The 17,971-nt window shown below is 35.5% G+C and carries 11 protein-coding genes; 9 read left to right on the plus strand and 2 right to left on the minus strand.

Features of this window, described 5'->3' with window-relative positions; genetic code table 11:
* Positions 1-8: 8 nt before the first annotated feature.
* From NQ163_RS19880 to NQ163_RS19900, 5 genes are all read left to right on the plus strand, one after another.
* On the plus strand, positions 9-1,235 hold the full coding sequence (locus tag NQ163_RS19880) for a gliding motility-associated C-terminal domain-containing protein (protein WP_442786036.1): 1,227 nt from the start codon (positions 9-11) through the stop codon (positions 1,233-1,235).
* A 10-nt stretch (positions 1,236-1,245) separates the two neighbouring features.
* Positions 1,246-2,181: a PorP/SprF family type IX secretion system membrane protein gene (locus NQ163_RS19885; RefSeq protein WP_268192066.1), complete on the plus strand. Its 936-nt coding sequence runs from the start codon at positions 1,246-1,248 to the stop codon at positions 2,179-2,181.
* 15 nt (positions 2,182-2,196) lie between these two features.
* A complete protein-coding gene (locus NQ163_RS19890) occupies positions 2,197-4,935 on the plus strand; it encodes an OmpA family protein (RefSeq protein WP_268192067.1) in 2,739 nt (912 codons plus the stop codon).
* Between the two features lie 651 nt (positions 4,936-5,586).
* Positions 5,587-6,264: a hypothetical protein gene (locus NQ163_RS19895; protein ID WP_268192068.1), complete on the plus strand. Its 678-nt coding sequence runs from the start codon at positions 5,587-5,589 to the stop codon at positions 6,262-6,264.
* A 536-nt stretch (positions 6,265-6,800) separates the two neighbouring features.
* Positions 6,801-7,247, plus strand: coding sequence for a hypothetical protein (locus NQ163_RS19900; protein WP_268192069.1), 447 nt, complete (start codon positions 6,801-6,803; stop codon positions 7,245-7,247).
* Positions 7,248-7,421: 174 nt separating this feature from the next.
* On the opposite strand, the gene NQ163_RS19905 is transcribed toward NQ163_RS19900, so the two are convergent.
* The gene (locus tag NQ163_RS19905) at positions 7,422-9,008 is read right to left on the minus strand and encodes a PorP/SprF family type IX secretion system membrane protein (protein WP_268192070.1); all 1,587 of its coding nucleotides are present in this window, start codon (positions 9,006-9,008) and stop codon (positions 7,422-7,424) included.
* A 12-nt stretch (positions 9,009-9,020) separates the two neighbouring features.
* Positions 9,021-12,926, minus strand: coding sequence for a gliding motility-associated C-terminal domain-containing protein (locus tag NQ163_RS19910; RefSeq protein WP_268192071.1), 3,906 nt, complete (start codon positions 12,924-12,926; stop codon positions 9,021-9,023).
* Between the two features lie 431 nt (positions 12,927-13,357).
* On the opposite strand from NQ163_RS19910, the gene NQ163_RS19915 reads away from it, so the two are divergent.
* From NQ163_RS19915 to NQ163_RS19930, 4 genes are all read left to right on the plus strand, one after another.
* Positions 13,358-13,813, plus strand: coding sequence for a deoxycytidylate deaminase (locus NQ163_RS19915; RefSeq protein WP_268192072.1), 456 nt, complete (start codon positions 13,358-13,360; stop codon positions 13,811-13,813).
* 10 nt (positions 13,814-13,823) lie between these two features.
* Positions 13,824-15,425: a S41 family peptidase gene (locus NQ163_RS19920; RefSeq protein ID WP_268192073.1), complete on the plus strand. Its 1,602-nt coding sequence runs from the start codon at positions 13,824-13,826 to the stop codon at positions 15,423-15,425.
* Between the two features lie 441 nt (positions 15,426-15,866).
* Positions 15,867-16,733: a Spy/CpxP family protein refolding chaperone gene (locus NQ163_RS19925; protein WP_268192074.1), complete on the plus strand. Its 867-nt coding sequence runs from the start codon at positions 15,867-15,869 to the stop codon at positions 16,731-16,733.
* Positions 16,734-17,450: 717 nt separating this feature from the next.
* On the plus strand, positions 17,451-17,873 hold the full coding sequence (locus tag NQ163_RS19930; RefSeq protein ID WP_268192075.1) for a hypothetical protein: 423 nt from the start codon (positions 17,451-17,453) through the stop codon (positions 17,871-17,873).
* Positions 17,874-17,971 lie beyond the last annotated feature (98 nt).

The following is a 17,971-nucleotide window of genomic DNA, read 5'->3' on the forward strand; positions in this document are numbered from 1 at the left end:
CCTTTGATATTAACATCATTGATGATACAACCACCGACCAGGATGATGTATTGACTGGCAAAACCATAATGGATATTGATGCAGCAGCGAACGAGGTATCGGAGAATGGATCTGCAGGAGAGCTAGTTCACATTACGGCCAATATAGTTGAAGGAGATGGTGATAAAATCATTTATATTCTGGATACAGGTATTACAGATAACAACCTTTTCCTAATAGATGCATTAACGGGAGTCATAACGACTAAACAAGGATTCGATTATGAATCAAGAAATCATTATGATATTACTGTCAGGGCTGTCAGTTCAGATCAAAGTGAAACAAGTACTGTATTTACGGTTCAGATTTTAGATGTAAATGAGGCGCCAACAATTAGTAGTTCGGCGGTTTCTCCAATCCCAGAGAATGAAAAAGGCAGTATTGTAGCTGAAATAACGGGGACTGATGTTGATCAAAATGATACACACTTGTATCATGTAAGTGATGACAGATTTGAAATAGTGACAATTAATGGAAAAAACATTTTAAAACTGAAAGATGATAAATCAATTGACTTTGAAGCTGAAGAGCAAATAGATCTGACAGTCACGCTCACGGATAAAGGAGGATTAACGGATACTGTTGATCTGGTAGTAATTGTTCAGGATGTTAAAACAGTAGACGATCCTAATGATGATACTGATGGGGATGGGATTGCAAACAGTGATGATAATTGTCCTGAAACACCTAATGTGGATCAAATGGATACCGATGGAGACGGATTTGGTGACTCCTGTGATAATGATGATGATAACGATGGTCTGCTTGATGAAGATGAAGCTGATGGAGATAGTGATGGAGATGGTTTGCCTGACAGAAAAGATCCTGATTCAGATAATGATGGAGTTTTAGACGGGAACGATAACTGTCCGGTGACTTACAATCCTGACCAGAGTGATGAAGATGGTGATGGAATTGGAGATTCATGTGAGTTTGCACCTAACACATTTTCTCCAAATGGTGATGGAATTAACGATTACTATGTTATTCCTGGTATTCTACAGTTTCCGCACAATAAGCTTGTAATTGTCAATCGTTGGGGACATGAGGTATACTCAGCATCTCCATATAAAAATGAATGGGATGGGAAGATGAAAGGACAAAACGATCCTCTTCCAACCGGAACCTATTTCTATATACTGAAAAAAGATAAGAATGCTAAAGTTGAAAAAGGTTACATATACATCACGCGATAACTTAAACTCTATGAAATCAAATTATATAAAAATAATTGTCTTGTTTCTCCTGATGGAGTTTTCGGCAAATGGAATTTTTGCTCAGCAGGATGCTATGTATACACAATACATGTTTAATATTCAAGCTATAAACCCGGCATATGCAGGATCAAAAGATGCTTTAAGTGCTACTTTAATTTCTCGAAACCAATGGGTTGGTTTCGAGGGTGCTCCTAATACTACAAGTTTCTCTGTTCATACGCCTTTGCTGGGGAAGTTGCTTGGGCTTGGTTTTTCTTATGTGCATGATGAAATTGGTCCAACAAAGATTTCATTTATTAATGTAGACTTATCAGCTCGAATAAAGGTAAATTCTAATGGGTATTTGGCCGCAGGTATAAAATCCGGCATCGACAATCAGGAAATTAAACTTTCCATGTTAACGCCTTCACAAAGAGAAGAAATTTACGATAAAAATTACTCAAGTAATTTTGAGCCAAATTTTGGAGTTGGTCTTTTTTATTATACTGATAGATTCTATTTGGGCTTATCGAGTCCAAGGGTTATGCGTAGAGATTTCATATCCCGGGAGGGTAGTATGAATCATATTAATGAAACTGAAAGACATTTTTATTTTAATGGTGGTTATGTAATGGATATTAACCGCAATCTAAAGTTTAAACCGTCCTACATGTTAAAGTATGTGGCTGGAGCTCCTCTTTCTTTTGATCTTACAGCAGCTGTTATGCTTAAGGAAAAAGTTGTTGCAGGTGTAGCTGTGCGTGAAGGTGATTCATTTGGAGCTGTTTTACAATTAAGGATTGCTCAGCAATTCTGGTTTGGATATGCTTATGACTTTACGACATCTCGCTTACGAAATTACAACTCAGGAATACATGAGGTGATGGTTTCCTTTGATTTGGGATTATATAAAAATGGCATCGTAAAATCGCCTAGATTCTTCTAATTTAAGATAATTGTCATGAAAAAGTTAAAAAACAATATGTCATACAAAATTGTCATTGTTGTAGCTGTTATTTTGGGAGCAACTCAATTTGTTTTGGCCGGATCGGGCAATATTAATGTGCCTGCAATGAAAGAAGCGAAAGCTTCATTGGGTTTTATGAACAGAATTCGTTTTGACAAAGCAGAAAAAGACTATCAAAATGAATCATTTGTTTCGGCTATTCACCGATACGAAAAGATTATTTCGAAGGGTGATAGCCTGGCTTATTTAATGAAAAGGTTAGCAGAATCATATATGGAAATTAATGAATACGAAAATGCTAAATTTTGGTATCAAAAACTCTATAAAACGAATAGTATGTCTGATATAGATTTGTACAATTTTATAGAGGTGTTAAAGATAAATGAAGACTATGAAAAAGCTCTTGAAATCAATAAAAATCACCCGGAATTACACAATTTGGATCCAAAATTATCTGATTTTACAATTCATTCAATTCAGGAGATGAAAGTGGATTCATCAAAATATGATATTCAATTAAGTCCGATTAGTTCAGGAGCTTCAGATATTCATCCATCTTATTTAGATGGGCATATTGTGTTTGCATCATCGAGGAAAGGAAAGTGGCTTGGCCGGAAAGACAAAAGAGCCAATACATCGTATTTGGATTTGTATTCTGCAAATATAAATTCTGATGGTAGTTTGGGTGATGTAGCTCCTTTAAAGGGTAAGATCAATACGAAATTTAATGAAGGCTCTGCGAGCTACTCCAAAAGTGAGAATGCAATTTACTACACCATTAATTATTCCTCTTATAAAGAAATTGGGGATCATAAAATTAATAATCTTAGAATTGTAAGATCTCAAAAAACAGACAAGGGATGGGGAAGAGCTGAAAAATTGGATTTTAATGATTCCAACTACTCTTATGCTCAACCTAGTATATCCGACAATGGAGATAAGCTTTACTTTAGCTCTGATATGCCTGGTGGTTATGGTGGAACAGATATCTATGTTTCAAAGAGAGTAAATGGCAAATGGTCTGAACCTGTCAATTTGGGAGAAGATATTAATACCAGCGGAGATGAAATGTTTCCATATATCTATAAGGATAGTACTCTTTATTTTTCATCGAATTCCAAATCGGGTTTAGGAGGATTGGATATCTATGTTTCAAAAATAAAGAATGGGAAGTTTACCGAAGCGCAAAATATGGGTTACCCAATTAACTCGTCACACGATGACTTTGGCCTTTTACTGATCAATGATAAGTATGAGGGATACATTACATCGAACAGGTTGAATAAGGATGATATTTACCATTTTACCATGGATCCGGAAGAGCCTAAAGTTGTAAATGATTATTACGTTATGGATACAGACAAAAGCAGTCTTATCATTGATCCGTTAAGTAATGATTTGAAAGGTGATGCAGAGGAAATCACGGTTTCTAAATTTACAAGCTCAAAAGGTGGCAGCTTCGAAAAAGATTCTGTAACAGGCTTGTATAAGTACATACCTCCTACCAATTTTATTGGATTCGATACCGTCTTGTATACAGTAGCTTACAAATTACCTGATCAATCTGATGCAATTAAAGGTACAATGGTGATTAAGGTAGAGGGCAAAGAAAAAGAAACAAAATTACCTGATTTAAATACTACCATATATTTTGGTTTCGATAAGGCTGATATTAAGGAGGATGCTGCATCTATAATCAACAGTAAAATTATTCCATTCCTGAGTAAATATCCAGAATTACAGTATGAACTTTCTGCTTATACTGATGCTTTGGGAACTGAAAGTTACAACATGAAATTATCAGAAAAAAGAGCGAATGCTGTTATGGCTTACCTTAAGAAAAAACTGAAAAATCTAGATAATATAAGTGTTTATTTACATGGTGAAAAACTGGCTAATCAGGCTGTTAAAGGGGTAGCTGTAAGTGATTTGCAGTCTGATAGAAAAGTAGAGGTTAAAGTGTTGCAAAAAAATAATAGTAAGCATGGTAAATTCTTTTCAGGCAGATTGAGTTCAGAGAGGGAAGATATTAACCTTTCTAAATCAGGGCTAAAAACATTGCCAAAAACTACTAATGTTTATTATGATATGGAATTGGAAAAAAGAAGCATTATTATCGATCCATTTAGCAATGATTTGAATGCTGTTAAAAAGGAACTTTATGTATCTGATTTTAGTGAAAGAACTTCACAAGGAGGAAAAATTGAAAAGGATTCACAGTCAGGATTGTTCAGGTATACATGTCCTGCTAATTTTATAGGCTTTGATACTATTTCATATACATTGGCAAGTCATTTTTCTGCAGGAGTGAACGAGACAAAGATGAATATTATTGTCGATGTAAGATCGTCTAAAGAAAATGAGTTTGAAAGCAAAGATTTTGAGGCTACACTTTATTTTGATTTTGACAAAGCTGAGATCAGAGAGGACGCAGAATTTATAATGAGCAATAAAATTATTCCGTTTTTACGTGAACATGCGGAAGAACATTATGAACTTTCTGCTTTTTCTGATGCTTTGGGGACTGCCGATTATAATATGAAATTATCAGAAAAAAGAGCAAATGCTGTTATGTCTTACCTCAAGAAAAAACTGAAGAATGTAAATAATATAAGCGTTCGTTCATACGGAGAAACACAGGCCAGACAAGTTGATGATAATACAAGCAGTGACAAATTACAATCGGATAGAAAAGTACAAATTAAAGTTTTACGAAGAAATAATTATAAGTAGTATCACAGTTTGCAAGTAAAGTGCTGCTGATTTTTTCGGAGTACTTTATTAAGTCCAAATTTTAGAAATAACTTTAGATTATAGTTCTTAATAGGTTAATAAACAAATAATTAAAATTTAATTAAAAAAAGGATAAGATTTTTTTAGAGCAACAAAAAAACAGGTGTTCAGTGAAATGATTTTTTACAGCAGGGTCCAAAATCGTGGGATTGGGAAGATCCCCGAAGGAAAGTTGTAATATGGTTGTTTAGACTATTGAAAGCACGAGAAATGAATATTACATTGCGGCTATGGTACAAAGAAAGTAAATACTGGTCCGGGAGAAACTGAAATTATTGTTCCTTGATCCTGATTAAGCCTAACCAAGTGGACGATGGCATAAAAATGTGATTATGTTGCTTTAAGCTAATGGGAAGAGCAATTGTGATACGGAATGACAAATCCAGGAGAGGTCAGCAACTTTGAAGACTTGGCAAGTACATTACCAATAAAGTAGTTGGAGAAGGAAGGGTTTTAAATTACTTCCAAACGAGTTTTGTATTTCAGATTGATCAATTTCATTTTAAGTTTCCAATATCACAATGCTTTAGATACAGTATATTTGTACAATTAAAAACTAACGAAATACAACAACTAACAATTACTAAAAAAATGAGCATAGATCTTATATTCATGCTAACCAGGGATGATAAAACAGTACAAGATGCCAGAAAGTATGTAAAGGAAATTGTGGCAGAGGGCGTAAAACATATCGGTTTTAAGGATGTTGGTTTGCCTTTTGAAGATTTGAAAGAGTTAACACAGGATTTGAGGCAGGAAGGAGTAACGGTTTATCTGGAAGTGGTAAGTTTAGATTCGGAGAGCGAAATTAACTCTGCAAAGGTGGCCATGGATTTAAATGTAGATTACCTGTTGGGCGGTACAAGACCAAAACTAATTGCGCCTTTGGTGAAAGATCATCCATTAAAATATTATCCTTTTGTAGGTCGCGTTGAAGATCATCCAAGTATTTTGAAGGGAAGCATTACTGAAATTGCTACACAAGCCAGGGAAGTAACCAGTCTTGATGGAGTAGATGGTTTGGATTTATTGGCTTATCGCCATGCAGAGGAAGACATTCCCAGCTTAATTAAAGAAGTATGTAAACGATCAAAAAAACCTATTATTGTAGCAGGCAGTATTGATAGTGTATCGAGGATAGAAGCAGTTAAAACTTCCGGTGTTGTTGCCTTTACAGTAGGAACAGCTGCCTTTGAAAGATCATTCCCTGCCAAAAAACCAGGAGTTGGAGGACAGGTTGAATGCATTCTAAAAACTTGTGCAAGTTAAACCAATTGTATAAGAAAATGATTGCTAAAAGTATTTTGCTTATTACAATCGTTAATGCCAATACAGAATCACTGATTGATTCGTAATCGGTACTAAACTCGAATAAATCCAACGATCAGTAAATTTTTACATTCTTTAACACTTCTTCTCATTTGTTAACGCAAATGTTAAATATATTTGTTACACACAAAAGAGATAGATTAGGTTTTTTCATAGAATAATAGATTAGGAGTTTAATATAGATTACCCGGCTTAACAGCCGGGTTTTTTATTTTGTAGGGATTCCAAAAAACTGGAGTTTAATTTTCTTTTAGTATCTCGATATTCTTTCAGATTTTTTGATGCAAATCTTAAATAAATCTGACTTTCTGTGATGGATATTTTTAATCGAACTCAGGTTTGTATACTACACCGTGCGCAAGTATTTTTGGCTGGGATGAAATTTAATTTAAACAAAATATGGAATTAAGTGAACATATTTTGTAGATTTGTATAACAATTAACAGTTTAATCTTTATTAATATAAAATCCCAACCATGAAAAAATCAATAGTTATATTATTTGTGCTGATTGGATTTTCATTAAGTGCACAGAATACGAAACTTGAAGTATTAAAAGAATTTGTTGCAGGTTCAATTAGTTTTAATGATGAATTTGCAGATTTAGGACAGCCAATTGTTACCATCAATAAATTAGCAGAAAAGCAAGCTGATAAAACAGTTGACTTGACCAAAGACAATATCAAAGAAACATTAGAACTTGCTAAAAATTACAAAACCTGTATTATTACTGTAGGTGTACATACCATTGTAAAAATTACCGATTTTGAAAATTGCAGCCCAAGTGGTGCTTGGGGAGCAAGCATGCCTATGGGAAAAGGATATGTTCAGAAAGCAGGAGTTTTGAACGAAAAGAATGACTATATCAAAAACATTATTGGTCGTCCGGGTTCTCAGGAAAGAAAAGTTTTTCTTTTTAAATAAAGAAATCAAAATAATTAAAAAGCCCGATATGAATTCATATCGGGTTTTTTTGTTACATCATTTAAATTTCAGAGTGAGCCTTAGGCGAAACTATGAAATATTAAATTGAAATGCCGATATATAATTAGTGAGTAGTAATACGAACAAATTGCGCATATTAATTAATAATCGGTATTATTGATAGTCGTAAATTTCGAAAGTAACACGTCTGTTGTTTGCCCTGCTTTGATTGTCGGTATTAGCTACAACCGGATTGCTTTCTCCGTGCGGAATAATGATAATTCGATTGTCTGGAACACCATTTAAAATTAAATAGTTTTTAACCGTTGTAAGGCGTTTATAGGCCAATTCGATATTCGAATCATCGGAGCCAATATCATCAGTATGACCATGCATTTTAAGAATGTAAGAATTGTTTTCTACCATCATTTTGATAACGGTAACCAGTTTTCTGCGAGAATATTCGGTTAATTCATATTTACCGAAGGCAAAATAGATATTTTCCAATCGCTCTTCCATTTCGATTCTTTCTTCCTTTTGTTCAGGACAGCCATTATTTGCCGCAATACCAGGAATCTCAGGACAGTAATCTTCACTATCTACCACGCCATCCTGATCAGAATCTACAGGACACCCATTTTCATCAACAATATAGAAGGGAGGAGTGCCCGGACAATCGTCTTTTTCATCAGGTACACCATCCCGATCTTCATCGCTCATTTTCTCTTCTTTCTCCATTTGTTCCAGTTCGTGGCGCAAGCGGTCAATCTTTTTGTATTTCTCAGCCAATAATGATTTTAAGGTGCTTACATCATTGTCTAGAATCCTTTCTGGTTCTCTTTTCTTTTTTGATTTTAATCGATATCCGATAAGGAACTCATGATTATTGGATGAATACCTTCCTGTTTTTTGTATGCCAATATCGTAGGAATATCCAATTACAAAGTTCTTTAGTACATTCACACCCACATTTAAACCAACCGAAAAATCGTCTCTGTAATTTACTGCGAACCAAGCTTTGTCTGCAAGTTTGGCAATAACATTTACATCAAACTGAACAGGTGAGCTATCTGCATATCTCATCATAAGGTATGGTGTAACACTTAAGTCTCTTATGCGTGGAATTTTAAACTCGTAACCTCCGCTTAGCATAGCATGACGAACCAGCTTGTATGATGATTCAGAGCCATCTTTGCTTTCACTTACCGAGTTATTTAAAAGTTGCGGAATGCTTAAGCCGACCACCACATTTTTATAGGTGTAATACAAACCCATATTTGCCATGAGTTCGGTATTTTTAAAATCTGTATTAATCAGGTAAGGATCGTCGGGGTTTGCTCTTAAATCGTTCATGTTTACCCTAAAATCAGATATTCCGGCCGATAGACCAAATCTTAAAAAGTGATCGGTAGCAATTTCAAGCCTGTAAGAATAGCTTGCCAGGGCTTGTGTATTGTCAAAAATTCCAACATTGTCGTTTACCAAACTAAAACCAAGTCCGTATTTTGCCTCTTTTAGAGCTGCATCGGCAGTAAAAACATGTGTAACCTGACCGCCATCAAAATCAGCAAATTTCTGATTCCTTAACAAGTATGCATTAAACAGATTGTTGGCTCCTGCAGCAGCAGGATTGTACACTGTTGGATTGATATAGTATTGGTCGAGCAAGGGAACCTGCTGCGCTTTTAGCTTCTTTCCGCAGAAGCAAACCAGAATAAAAATGAATATCGGAATATATTTAGTAACGTAAAATTGTTTCATTGGTGAGTGGTTTTAATTTCCCAGAATTGATAAGCTTCCTTTTACAGGTTTAATTTCTCCTGATTCAAATTCAATTAGATAATAGTATGCACCATTAGGCAGAATTGAACCATTAAAGCTTCCTTTCCAATCGTTTTGATATGATTTGGAGTGGAAAACTTCCTGACCGTAGATATTAAAAACATATACTTCCGGGTTTCCCAGACTCGGGTCGTAATGAATTTTCCAGGTATCATTTATTCCATCTCCATTAGGAGTTAAAGCGTTGTTAACAATGATCTTCTGTTCTTCATCCAGTTTTATTTCAATCAATTGTCCGGCATCAGAAGAGCGGCAGGCATTTCCATCAACTACCAAAACCTGGTAGGTGCCAGATTCAAGATTGGTAAGTTCATAAACCGGATTATCGCTTGTTGTAGTTTCTCCCGGATTAATGATATAGGTATAAGGAGCAACTCCATCCGAAACCGAAATTACCAGCTTACCATCGTATCCCGTGTGCACATCGGTGCTAACAATCTGCAATTTTGGATTGCTTTGTAATGTGTAGTTAGGTTTTGCTGCAATTAGCTCATCACTACAATTTCCAATGCTTACAAACAAGTTAGAGTTGATGTTTGGAACAATATCTTCAAATACTATTGGACCTCCATCTCCAATAATTTCCGAGAGGATGTTATCACCATCCTGAAGTACGTATTCAATGCCAGAAATTGTACTGGTTAATTCAATATCAATGGCTTCCCCTTCGCAAAACTCTTCAGGAGTAGCAAAGTTTTCAACGGAATTGGTACTGATTTCAGGCACTGTGATCAATTTGGTATTGTCAAGCGCAAGCGGATCGGTACAAACCATTTCGTGAGCGTACACCGTGTATGTACTGCTGGTGTTCGGATATTGTTCCGGAAATTGAATGGTTCCACCGTTTCCAACTACATTGGGTTCGATTAACTTGCTGCCATCATGCAATTGATAAAAAATATCAGCTTGACTGTTTTCTATCGAAATAACTACCTCTTCTCCTGCACAAATGGTATCGCGATTGCTTAAAATGGTTTTACTGATTTCAGGAGAATGGTGAACATCAACATCAACCGTATATCGAATGTCAATTGGAGCCAAACATCTTTCTCCTAATGCTTCAATTCTATAGGTGGTTGAATTGGCAGGAGCTGTTGGTTCAAAGTTGACTGTTTCGTTGTTACCTGTTATAGGAGATCCAATGGCTGTGTTTCCTTCCCAAAGCTGATATTGAACTCTCGTGTCGGTTGGAGTTAGTGAAATAATAACTTGCTCGCCTTCACAAATGGTATGTTTGTCGATTGTAGGATGCAGGTGAATTTCAGGTTGTAAACCAACATTAACTCTTATGCTTTCATCTAAGTATTGTTGCGTACCACAAGATTCGTTTGTGGCAATTACCTGGTAGGTTACCGAACGGAAAGGCGAGAACTCGGGAAATGATAAGGCTGAGCCTGTTCCATCTATAGGATCTCCCTCCAAATAGGTGCCATCAAAAAGTTGATACTTTACGCTTACCTCACTCGAACCAATGGAGATAATGGTGTTTTCTCCAACACAAATTTCAGGTTCTGAAATGCTAACATCCATTGTTGTAACTGGCAATGGAACCACAGTTAAATCATATGTGTTTTGTAAATCAAGTCTGTCATTACATCCAGACATGGTGGTTTCCACAATGTAGCTTGTGCTTGTTGTTGGCGAAACCGAGGTAAAGTTAAGTGTTCCACTGTTTCCGGTTGCCATGTCCAAAACCGATCCGGTTTGATCCTTTAACCAATAAGATAATCCTGATTCAGAATTTTCAACTGAAATTACCACAGGAGTATTTAAACTTTCACAAATCTGAGTGTGATCCGCTGTAACGGCTAAATCGAGTTTTGGCCCGGTGTTTACGGTAATGTTACTGGTGTTTGGATAAACAACAGGAGAGGCACACAATAAGTTTTGCCCTTGAATACTTAGTGTTTGCGATTGTTTAGGCTTAATAAAGATACTTATGTCAGTGCCATTGCCTTCAACTTCTCCTAACTTGCCTTCAATGCTACCAATCACTTCATACTTGATTGCATTTTCGCTTCCGGTAATGGTGACTGCAATAATTTCACCTTCACAAATTACGGATGGATCAACGGAATAATTGATTGTGCCTGCTGGTTGCGGATGAACTGTAACGGTGACTTGATTGGTAAACTCATATGCGGTTGAACAGGTAGATTTTATGGCATCTACCATGTAGTTGGCAGTGCTAAGCGGACTAACTGCTGGAAAATTGATTTGATTGCCATTGCCGGCAATTGGAGTGCCAATGTTTCCAGATGCATCCTTCAGCTGATATTGCACATCGTTTTCCGTGTTTTCAATACTGATTATTGTTGATTCACCTTCACAAATTTCAGCAGGACTTGCCTTTACAACAAGATCCAAATCAGATTTTGAATTTACTGTGATTGTGGCATTCTGATTTAAAGTATTTACAGTACTACAATTGTTTTTGATTGCTTGAACTTCGTAAGTTTTCGAAGAATTTGGCGAAAGATTAAACTCAATACTTCCTCCGTTTCCAGTTATGCTTGGTCCTATTGTTGAGATTCCATCAAACAATTGATAATTTACATCATTTTCACTTCCATCAACGAATATTGAAATGTTCTCACCTTCACAAATGTCAGCAAAATTTGGAGTTACATTAAGCGTGATATCGGCTTGGGGATTTACTTTAATCTCAATGGTGTTATCCAGGTTTTTAGTTTCAGAACACTCTGTTGAGTTAATTTCAACATGATATGTGGTAGTTGCATTAGGGCTTACTTCTGCAAAAGAAATAGAATTTCCATCGCCTGTTACTGGAGTTCCTACCGGGTTTGTTCCATCAGTAAGTTGATATTCGACTCCATTTTCCGATTCCTCTAAACGAATCACAGCAGTTTCGCCAAGACAAAGCTCGGTATCATCAGCATTTAAATTGATATCTGTTCTTGGGGTTGTTCCGACTGTTACCAATATTTTTTGATCCAGGTTGTAATAGTTCAGACAACTAGGGCCAAAAGCTCTAAGGGTATATAGCTCTGTACTGGTTGGCGTTAATGTAAATACCAGGTTGCTGCCATTCCCCGTTAATGGTCCCGCAATATATGTACTACCATCAAATATTTGGTAGTCAATTCCAATCTCTGAATTTTCTATGGTAATGTTTACCGATTCTCCTATACAGATTTGATTGTTATCTGCGTAGGCAACCAAGTCAATTTTTGGAGCAGCTGCCACATTAATTGAGGTAGTATTGTTTAGCATGATTTGATCGTAACAAGAACCACCAGCTACAAATATCTGGTAAGTCGTGTTGCTGGCCGGAAAAACTTGTGGGAATTGGATTGTTCCTCCATTCCCAGCTATTGCTGGAGGAAAGTCATCAGGTCCATTATTTAAAAGGTAAGTGTAGCCAGATTCAGTATTGTCAACCGAAATGATTACGCCTTCGCCTTTACAGATCTGTGTTTCCGATGCTGACACTAACAAATTTAAATTAGGTCCAGAGCTAACAGTTACAGTAATGGTTTCTGTCAGATTAACGCTTTCGCTGGTATTTGTATTGGTAGCCGTAATGCTATATGTTGTTGTTACACTTGGTTTTGAGTTAAACGATATTTGAGAGCCTGTCCCGTTAATTGGAGCACCCTCATTTACACCATCGGCTTTAAGTTGGTATTCAACACCAACTTCGCTACTTGCTAAAAAAATACTTATTACTTCTCCTTCGCAAATTGCTGATTTATCAATGCTTATGTCAATCGAATTATCAGGTGGTACCTGAGCTGCAATTGCAATAAATTGGTTGGAAAATAGCAAGTAAACAAATAAAAGAGTAGTATGTAGATAGGGGTAGAAATGCTTCATTCAATAGATTTAGGTTATAGTGGATTTATTAAGCTTATAATTAATTGTTTTCTGAAAAAATAGTTGAATGAGAAATGAATTCAATATATCTTCTTTAATATTTTGATTTTTTTAAGATTTTAAACAATTTATTAATACGATTAATAAGTAGATTTGTTTGTTTAATCTTTCTGGTATTTAGTTTGTTAGGGATTTGAAGGGTAAATACACAAATTAAAAGCTAAAACATGCAACTCTACCTATCCAGTTGTGATTGACACATTGCACTAAAAATAGATAAAAAATTGACAAATAGACAATAATTGAAGACAAATGTATTTTATTTTGCTGTCAATCAATTATGGTAAGTTGCAAGGATTCCTAAAATATCAGAATGAACTACCAATATATTTTTATACATTTGTTAGAATTACATAATATGGATTGAAAATATGATGAATAAAGAATCGGTGAGTGTACGAAGTAAGCAAGATAAGTTAGACAGAAGATATTTGAGAATGGCTTTGGTGTGGGCTGAAAATTCATATTGTAAAAGAAGACAGGTGGGAGCTTTAATCGTAAAAGATAAGATGATCATCTCTGACGGTTACAATGGAACACCTTCTGGCTTTGAAAATGTATGTGAGGATGACAACTTTAAGACCAAACCTTACGTACTACATGCAGAAGCCAATGCTATTACCAAAGTTGCAAAATCGGGTAACAGTAGTGAAAATGCTACTTTATATGTTACCGCTTCCCCTTGTATAGAGTGTGCAAAGTTGATTATTCAAGCCGGAATTGTTCGAGTTATCTATTCTGAAGAGTATCATAGTACCGACGGAATTGATTTGTTAAAGAGAGCTGGTATTGAAACAAAGTATATCAATCTGAACGAAGAGAATTAAAACAAAATACATGAGTTACAACAATAAAAGAAGTGCAATATTCCTACCAATTCTAATCACCTTAGCCATTGTAGTTGGTATGTTTATTAACTCCCTGTTTCAAGGAAACAGTACAGGAGAATCAACAATTTTCCAGCTGCCTAAGGCAGGAAGTAAGTTGGAGGTGGTGTTGGATATGGTTGAATCGGATTATGTAGATACAATTAGTTCTGCAGATTTGGTAGAGCAGGCAATTCCTGCCTTGCTGAAAGATCTGGATCCGCATACCGTATACATTCCAGCTAAGGATTTACAGAGGGTAAATGAAGATTTGAAAGGAAATTTTGGTGGGATTGGTGTACAATTCATTCGTTACCAGGATACGGTAGCAATTGTACGCGTTATTCCAGGTGGACCTTCTGAATTGGCAGGCATTAAAGCTGGTGACAGATTGGTTACCGTTAATGATACTGCCATTGTTGGTAAAGAATTAAAAGATAGTGATATTATTAGTCGATTAAAGGGACCAAAAGGTACTCCCGTAAAAGTTGGTGTTTATCGCAGAAGTAGCAATGAAACTTTAGAAATGGAATTGTTGAGAGGATCAATACCAGTTCCAAGTGTTGATGTTGCCTACATGATTAATGATGAAGTTGGATACATTAAAGTGAGCCGTTTTGCAGCAACAACTTATTTCGAGTTTTCAGAAGGATTAGAGAGGTTAGAGTCTGAAGGAGTGAAGAAGCTGATTGTGGATCTTCGAGGAAATACCGGAGGTTATTTGTCTGAGGCTACCAACATGATCAACGAGTTCCTTTCCGAAAATAAAATGATGGTCTATACCGAAGGGAAATCACAACCAAGAACCGATTACAAATCAAACGGAAATGGCAGGTTCCAGGATTTGCCGGTTATCGTGTTGATTGATGAGGTTTCGGCTTCGGCAAGTGAAATTTTTGCTGGTGCAATACAGGATAACGACAGAGGTAAAATTGTTGGACGCCGTTCGTTTGGTAAAGGTTTGGTACAAGAACAGAGACGATTGCCTGATGGTTCGGCATTGCGTTTAACAGTTGCTCGTTACTACACGCCAACAGGCCGATGTATTCAGAAACCATACAACAATGGCAAAGAAGAGTATTACAACGATTTGAACCTTAGATTCATTCATGGAGAGTTTGAGAAAAAAGATTCCATCCATTTTAATGATTCATTAAAATTTACAACTCCAGGCGGAAATACCGTTTACGGAGGCGGTGGTATCATGCCAGATGTTTTCATTCCAGTTGATACTTCGGGATACTCAAATTATTTCCGCGATTTGAGAAGAAAAGGCATCATTTACCAGTATGCATTCTCTTTTGTAGATCAGTACAGAGAGCAAATGCAAGGTTTAAAAACTCACAAGGATGTATTAAATTTTGTGAAGGACAAAGCCATTATTAAGAACCTGGTAGCTTACGCTGATAAAAAAGGAGTAAAACCAGATTCGAAAGGATTAAGACAATCACGTAAAGTGATAGAAACGCAATTGAAAGCTTATATTGCTCGCGATTTAATTGATGATATCGGATTTTATCCAATCATTAGGGAACTGGACAAAACCTTAATAGAAGCCGAAACACATTTTTAGAATAAGGTTATCATACAAAATAGGAGAAGAGACTTGCTGCATAGTGAGTCTCTTTTTTTTTGAAAGTTTTGAAAAGGTAGAATGGTGAAAAAGTAGAAAAGTTGTGAAATTCTAAAGTTAATTCATTTTAAGTATTGCCGAGTAGTTCTCATTCTACACTCACACAATAACAAAATCACGAAAAGTTTTTTTCGGTTGGTGATTTTCATCTAATCAAGAAATTTTCCATTTCAAAAAAATTAAAGCCAATTAAACCTTCCAACTTTTCAAAAGTCAAAGTACCGAATTCGATTTTAAAAAGCGCTGAAATTAGTAAATGAGAACATTAAAATTTTAGATAGATGAAACGTCCATGAGTAAATAATTATTAACTCACACACAGGGATAATTATTTAGGAATGGTAAGTTCCATCTGGCAATTAACATGAAAAATATAAACAGATGAAAAAGTCAGTAATAGTTGGAATGATTTGCATGTTTGTGGTGGCTGGAATGTCGAACCTATATGCACAACAAAACAGAGGGCAACGCGGACAAAGAAATGTACAATGTCAAAAAGGTGAGCGTTGTAATCTTAGCGATTCACAAAGAGAACAAATGAAAGAGGTGCGTACCAAGTATGCAAAGCAATCTTTAGACATCAAGAATGAATTAAACGAGTTACGAGCAAAGCAGAAAACTTTGGTTTCGGCTGAAAAACCAAATCAATCGCAAGTTTATGCCAATATCGATAAAATGACTGCATTAAAGAAGGAGTTGCACCTTCAGAAATTAGATATGCGAATGGAAATGCGTTCGTTTTTAACCCAGGAGCAATTGTTGCGTGCCGATGCCCGACCAAATCACCGAAAGGGAATGAAACAAGGCCGTGGTGGAAAGAAAGGAATGGCACAGGGCAGAATGCATGGGAAAGGTGGACATGGACAAATGCATGGTAAAAGAGGCATGGGAGCACAAAAAGGCATGCAAGCTGGCAAAGGAAAACGAAATATGTTGGACTTGAGCGATGATCAGCAGGCAAAAATGAAAGAATTGCGTTTGGCTCACATGAAGGATACCAAATCTTTACGCGATGAATCAGAAGAACTAAGATTAAAGCAAAGAAATTTAATGACGGATGAAAATCCAGATAAGAAGGTATTGGTTGCCAATGTAAACCGCTTGGCGGATATCCAAAACGCTTTGGCAAAAAAGAGATATGAACATCAAATGGAAGTTCGCCAAATTCTTGATGAAGATCAGTTGGTGATCTTTATGAGCAGAGCAGGCAAAGGAAAAGGTTTTCATAGAGGCCACGGCAGATGGTAATACTGGATATAATTAGCTTAGGAGAGGTTCTTTTTTAGAACCTCTTTTTTTTTATGAGAGCCTCGAATTGTTGGAAAAGTCAAAAGGTAGAAAAGTTGTGAAACTTAAAATATCAGGCTTCAGTAAATTAGAGTTGAACCCTTTCTTCAATTAGAATAATCATAAAACACACATATGGTACTTTAATTAAAAAAGAACTTTATTGGTGTAGAACGATTATAAATTACATAATTTTCAAAAAAATATGCTTCACTTTTCTCATTTAAGCAAATGAGTTTTCTCATCAAATTCTGATTTTATTCTCATCAAGCAATGAGAATTGGGTGAATTTAGCTACTACTTGCTAACAGTGATGTTTTTCTTATCTGCATTGTTTTTTTTGAATTTTTCAAAAAGTATCTCACCAAAATGGTTAAGTTTTCTCATCAAAAAACAAGTGTTTTGGTGAGAAATCTCATCGAGTGCGATGAGAAAATTAATCGTTTTTTGGAGATCTATGCTTTATATTAGAACCACAAAAGTAATTATTTTCTTCTCAAAAATTTACAATTACGAAAGAGAGCTATTGTTATGGAATTTATTGATAGTAAATGCATTAAGATATACCTGTAGGTCCCGGTTTTTTTAGTTAATAATGTTTATTAACATATTTATCCAAAGATTTTCTTATGAATATAATAAAAATTAAAATTTGTAATATTAATTAAATCATAAAAAATGAAAAAGAATTTTATGTTGTTATTCTTAGCTTTTATTGTACTTGCTAGTACAGCTCAAGAAAAAAAGATTACAGCAAGTTATTTTGACTCAAATGAGTTTGGGCTGGCATTATTCAACAACAAAAAATTTTATCCTGAATTTCGGGTAGAAGCCAAAAGTGAACAACTAAAAGATGCTAGTTATTCTTTCTTTTTAAGAAATGAATTTAATCTTGATAAATCTTTGGGTGTTGATTTATCATGGGGACTTGGTTTTTCTTATTCTAGTGAAGAGGATGAATACATGAGACTACCTGTTTATATCACCAAAAAGAAAGTTTTTTGTGATAATCTTAAATTGATGGTAGGACTTGAATTTAAAACCGAATTTGCTGATGAATTTAAATTATTACCCAAGATAGGGGTTGGTATTAATTTTTAAATAGAAGTTGTTTAGAGTCCTACTGGGATTTCGAGAGTGACTTATTGGTTTTCAGTGGCGAAGCTCAATTTTTTATTGCATAGCCGAAGTTACGTAAT

Source organism: Marinifilum sp. D737, from assembly GCF_026672275.1.
Classification (GTDB): Bacteria; Bacteroidota; Bacteroidia; order Bacteroidales; family Marinifilaceae; genus Marinifilum.

Bases quoted from the DNA above. Each gene is read 5' to 3' on its own strand.
- NQ163_RS19885 (WP_268192066.1), top strand. From the start codon at position 1,246: ATGAAATCAAATTATATAAAAATAATTGTCTTGTTTCTCCTGATGGAG.
- NQ163_RS19890 (WP_268192067.1), top strand. From the start codon at position 2,197: ATGAAAAAGTTAAAAAACAATATGTCATACAAAATTGTCATTGTTGTA.
- NQ163_RS19895 (WP_268192068.1), top strand. From the start codon at position 5,587: ATGAGCATAGATCTTATATTCATGCTAACCAGGGATGATAAAACAGTA.
- NQ163_RS19900 (WP_268192069.1), top strand. From the start codon at position 6,801: ATGAAAAAATCAATAGTTATATTATTTGTGCTGATTGGATTTTCATTA.
- NQ163_RS19905 (WP_268192070.1), bottom strand. From the start codon at position 9,008: ATGAAACAATTTTACGTTACTAAATATATTCCGATATTCATTTTTATT.
- NQ163_RS19910 (WP_268192071.1), bottom strand. From the start codon at position 12,926: ATGAAGCATTTCTACCCCTATCTACATACTACTCTTTTATTTGTTTAC.
- NQ163_RS19915 (WP_268192072.1), top strand. From the start codon at position 13,358: ATGATGAATAAAGAATCGGTGAGTGTACGAAGTAAGCAAGATAAGTTA.
- NQ163_RS19920 (WP_268192073.1), top strand. From the start codon at position 13,824: ATGAGTTACAACAATAAAAGAAGTGCAATATTCCTACCAATTCTAATC.
- NQ163_RS19925 (WP_268192074.1), top strand. From the start codon at position 15,867: ATGAAAAAGTCAGTAATAGTTGGAATGATTTGCATGTTTGTGGTGGCT.
- NQ163_RS19930 (WP_268192075.1), top strand. From the start codon at position 17,451: ATGAAAAAGAATTTTATGTTGTTATTCTTAGCTTTTATTGTACTTGCT.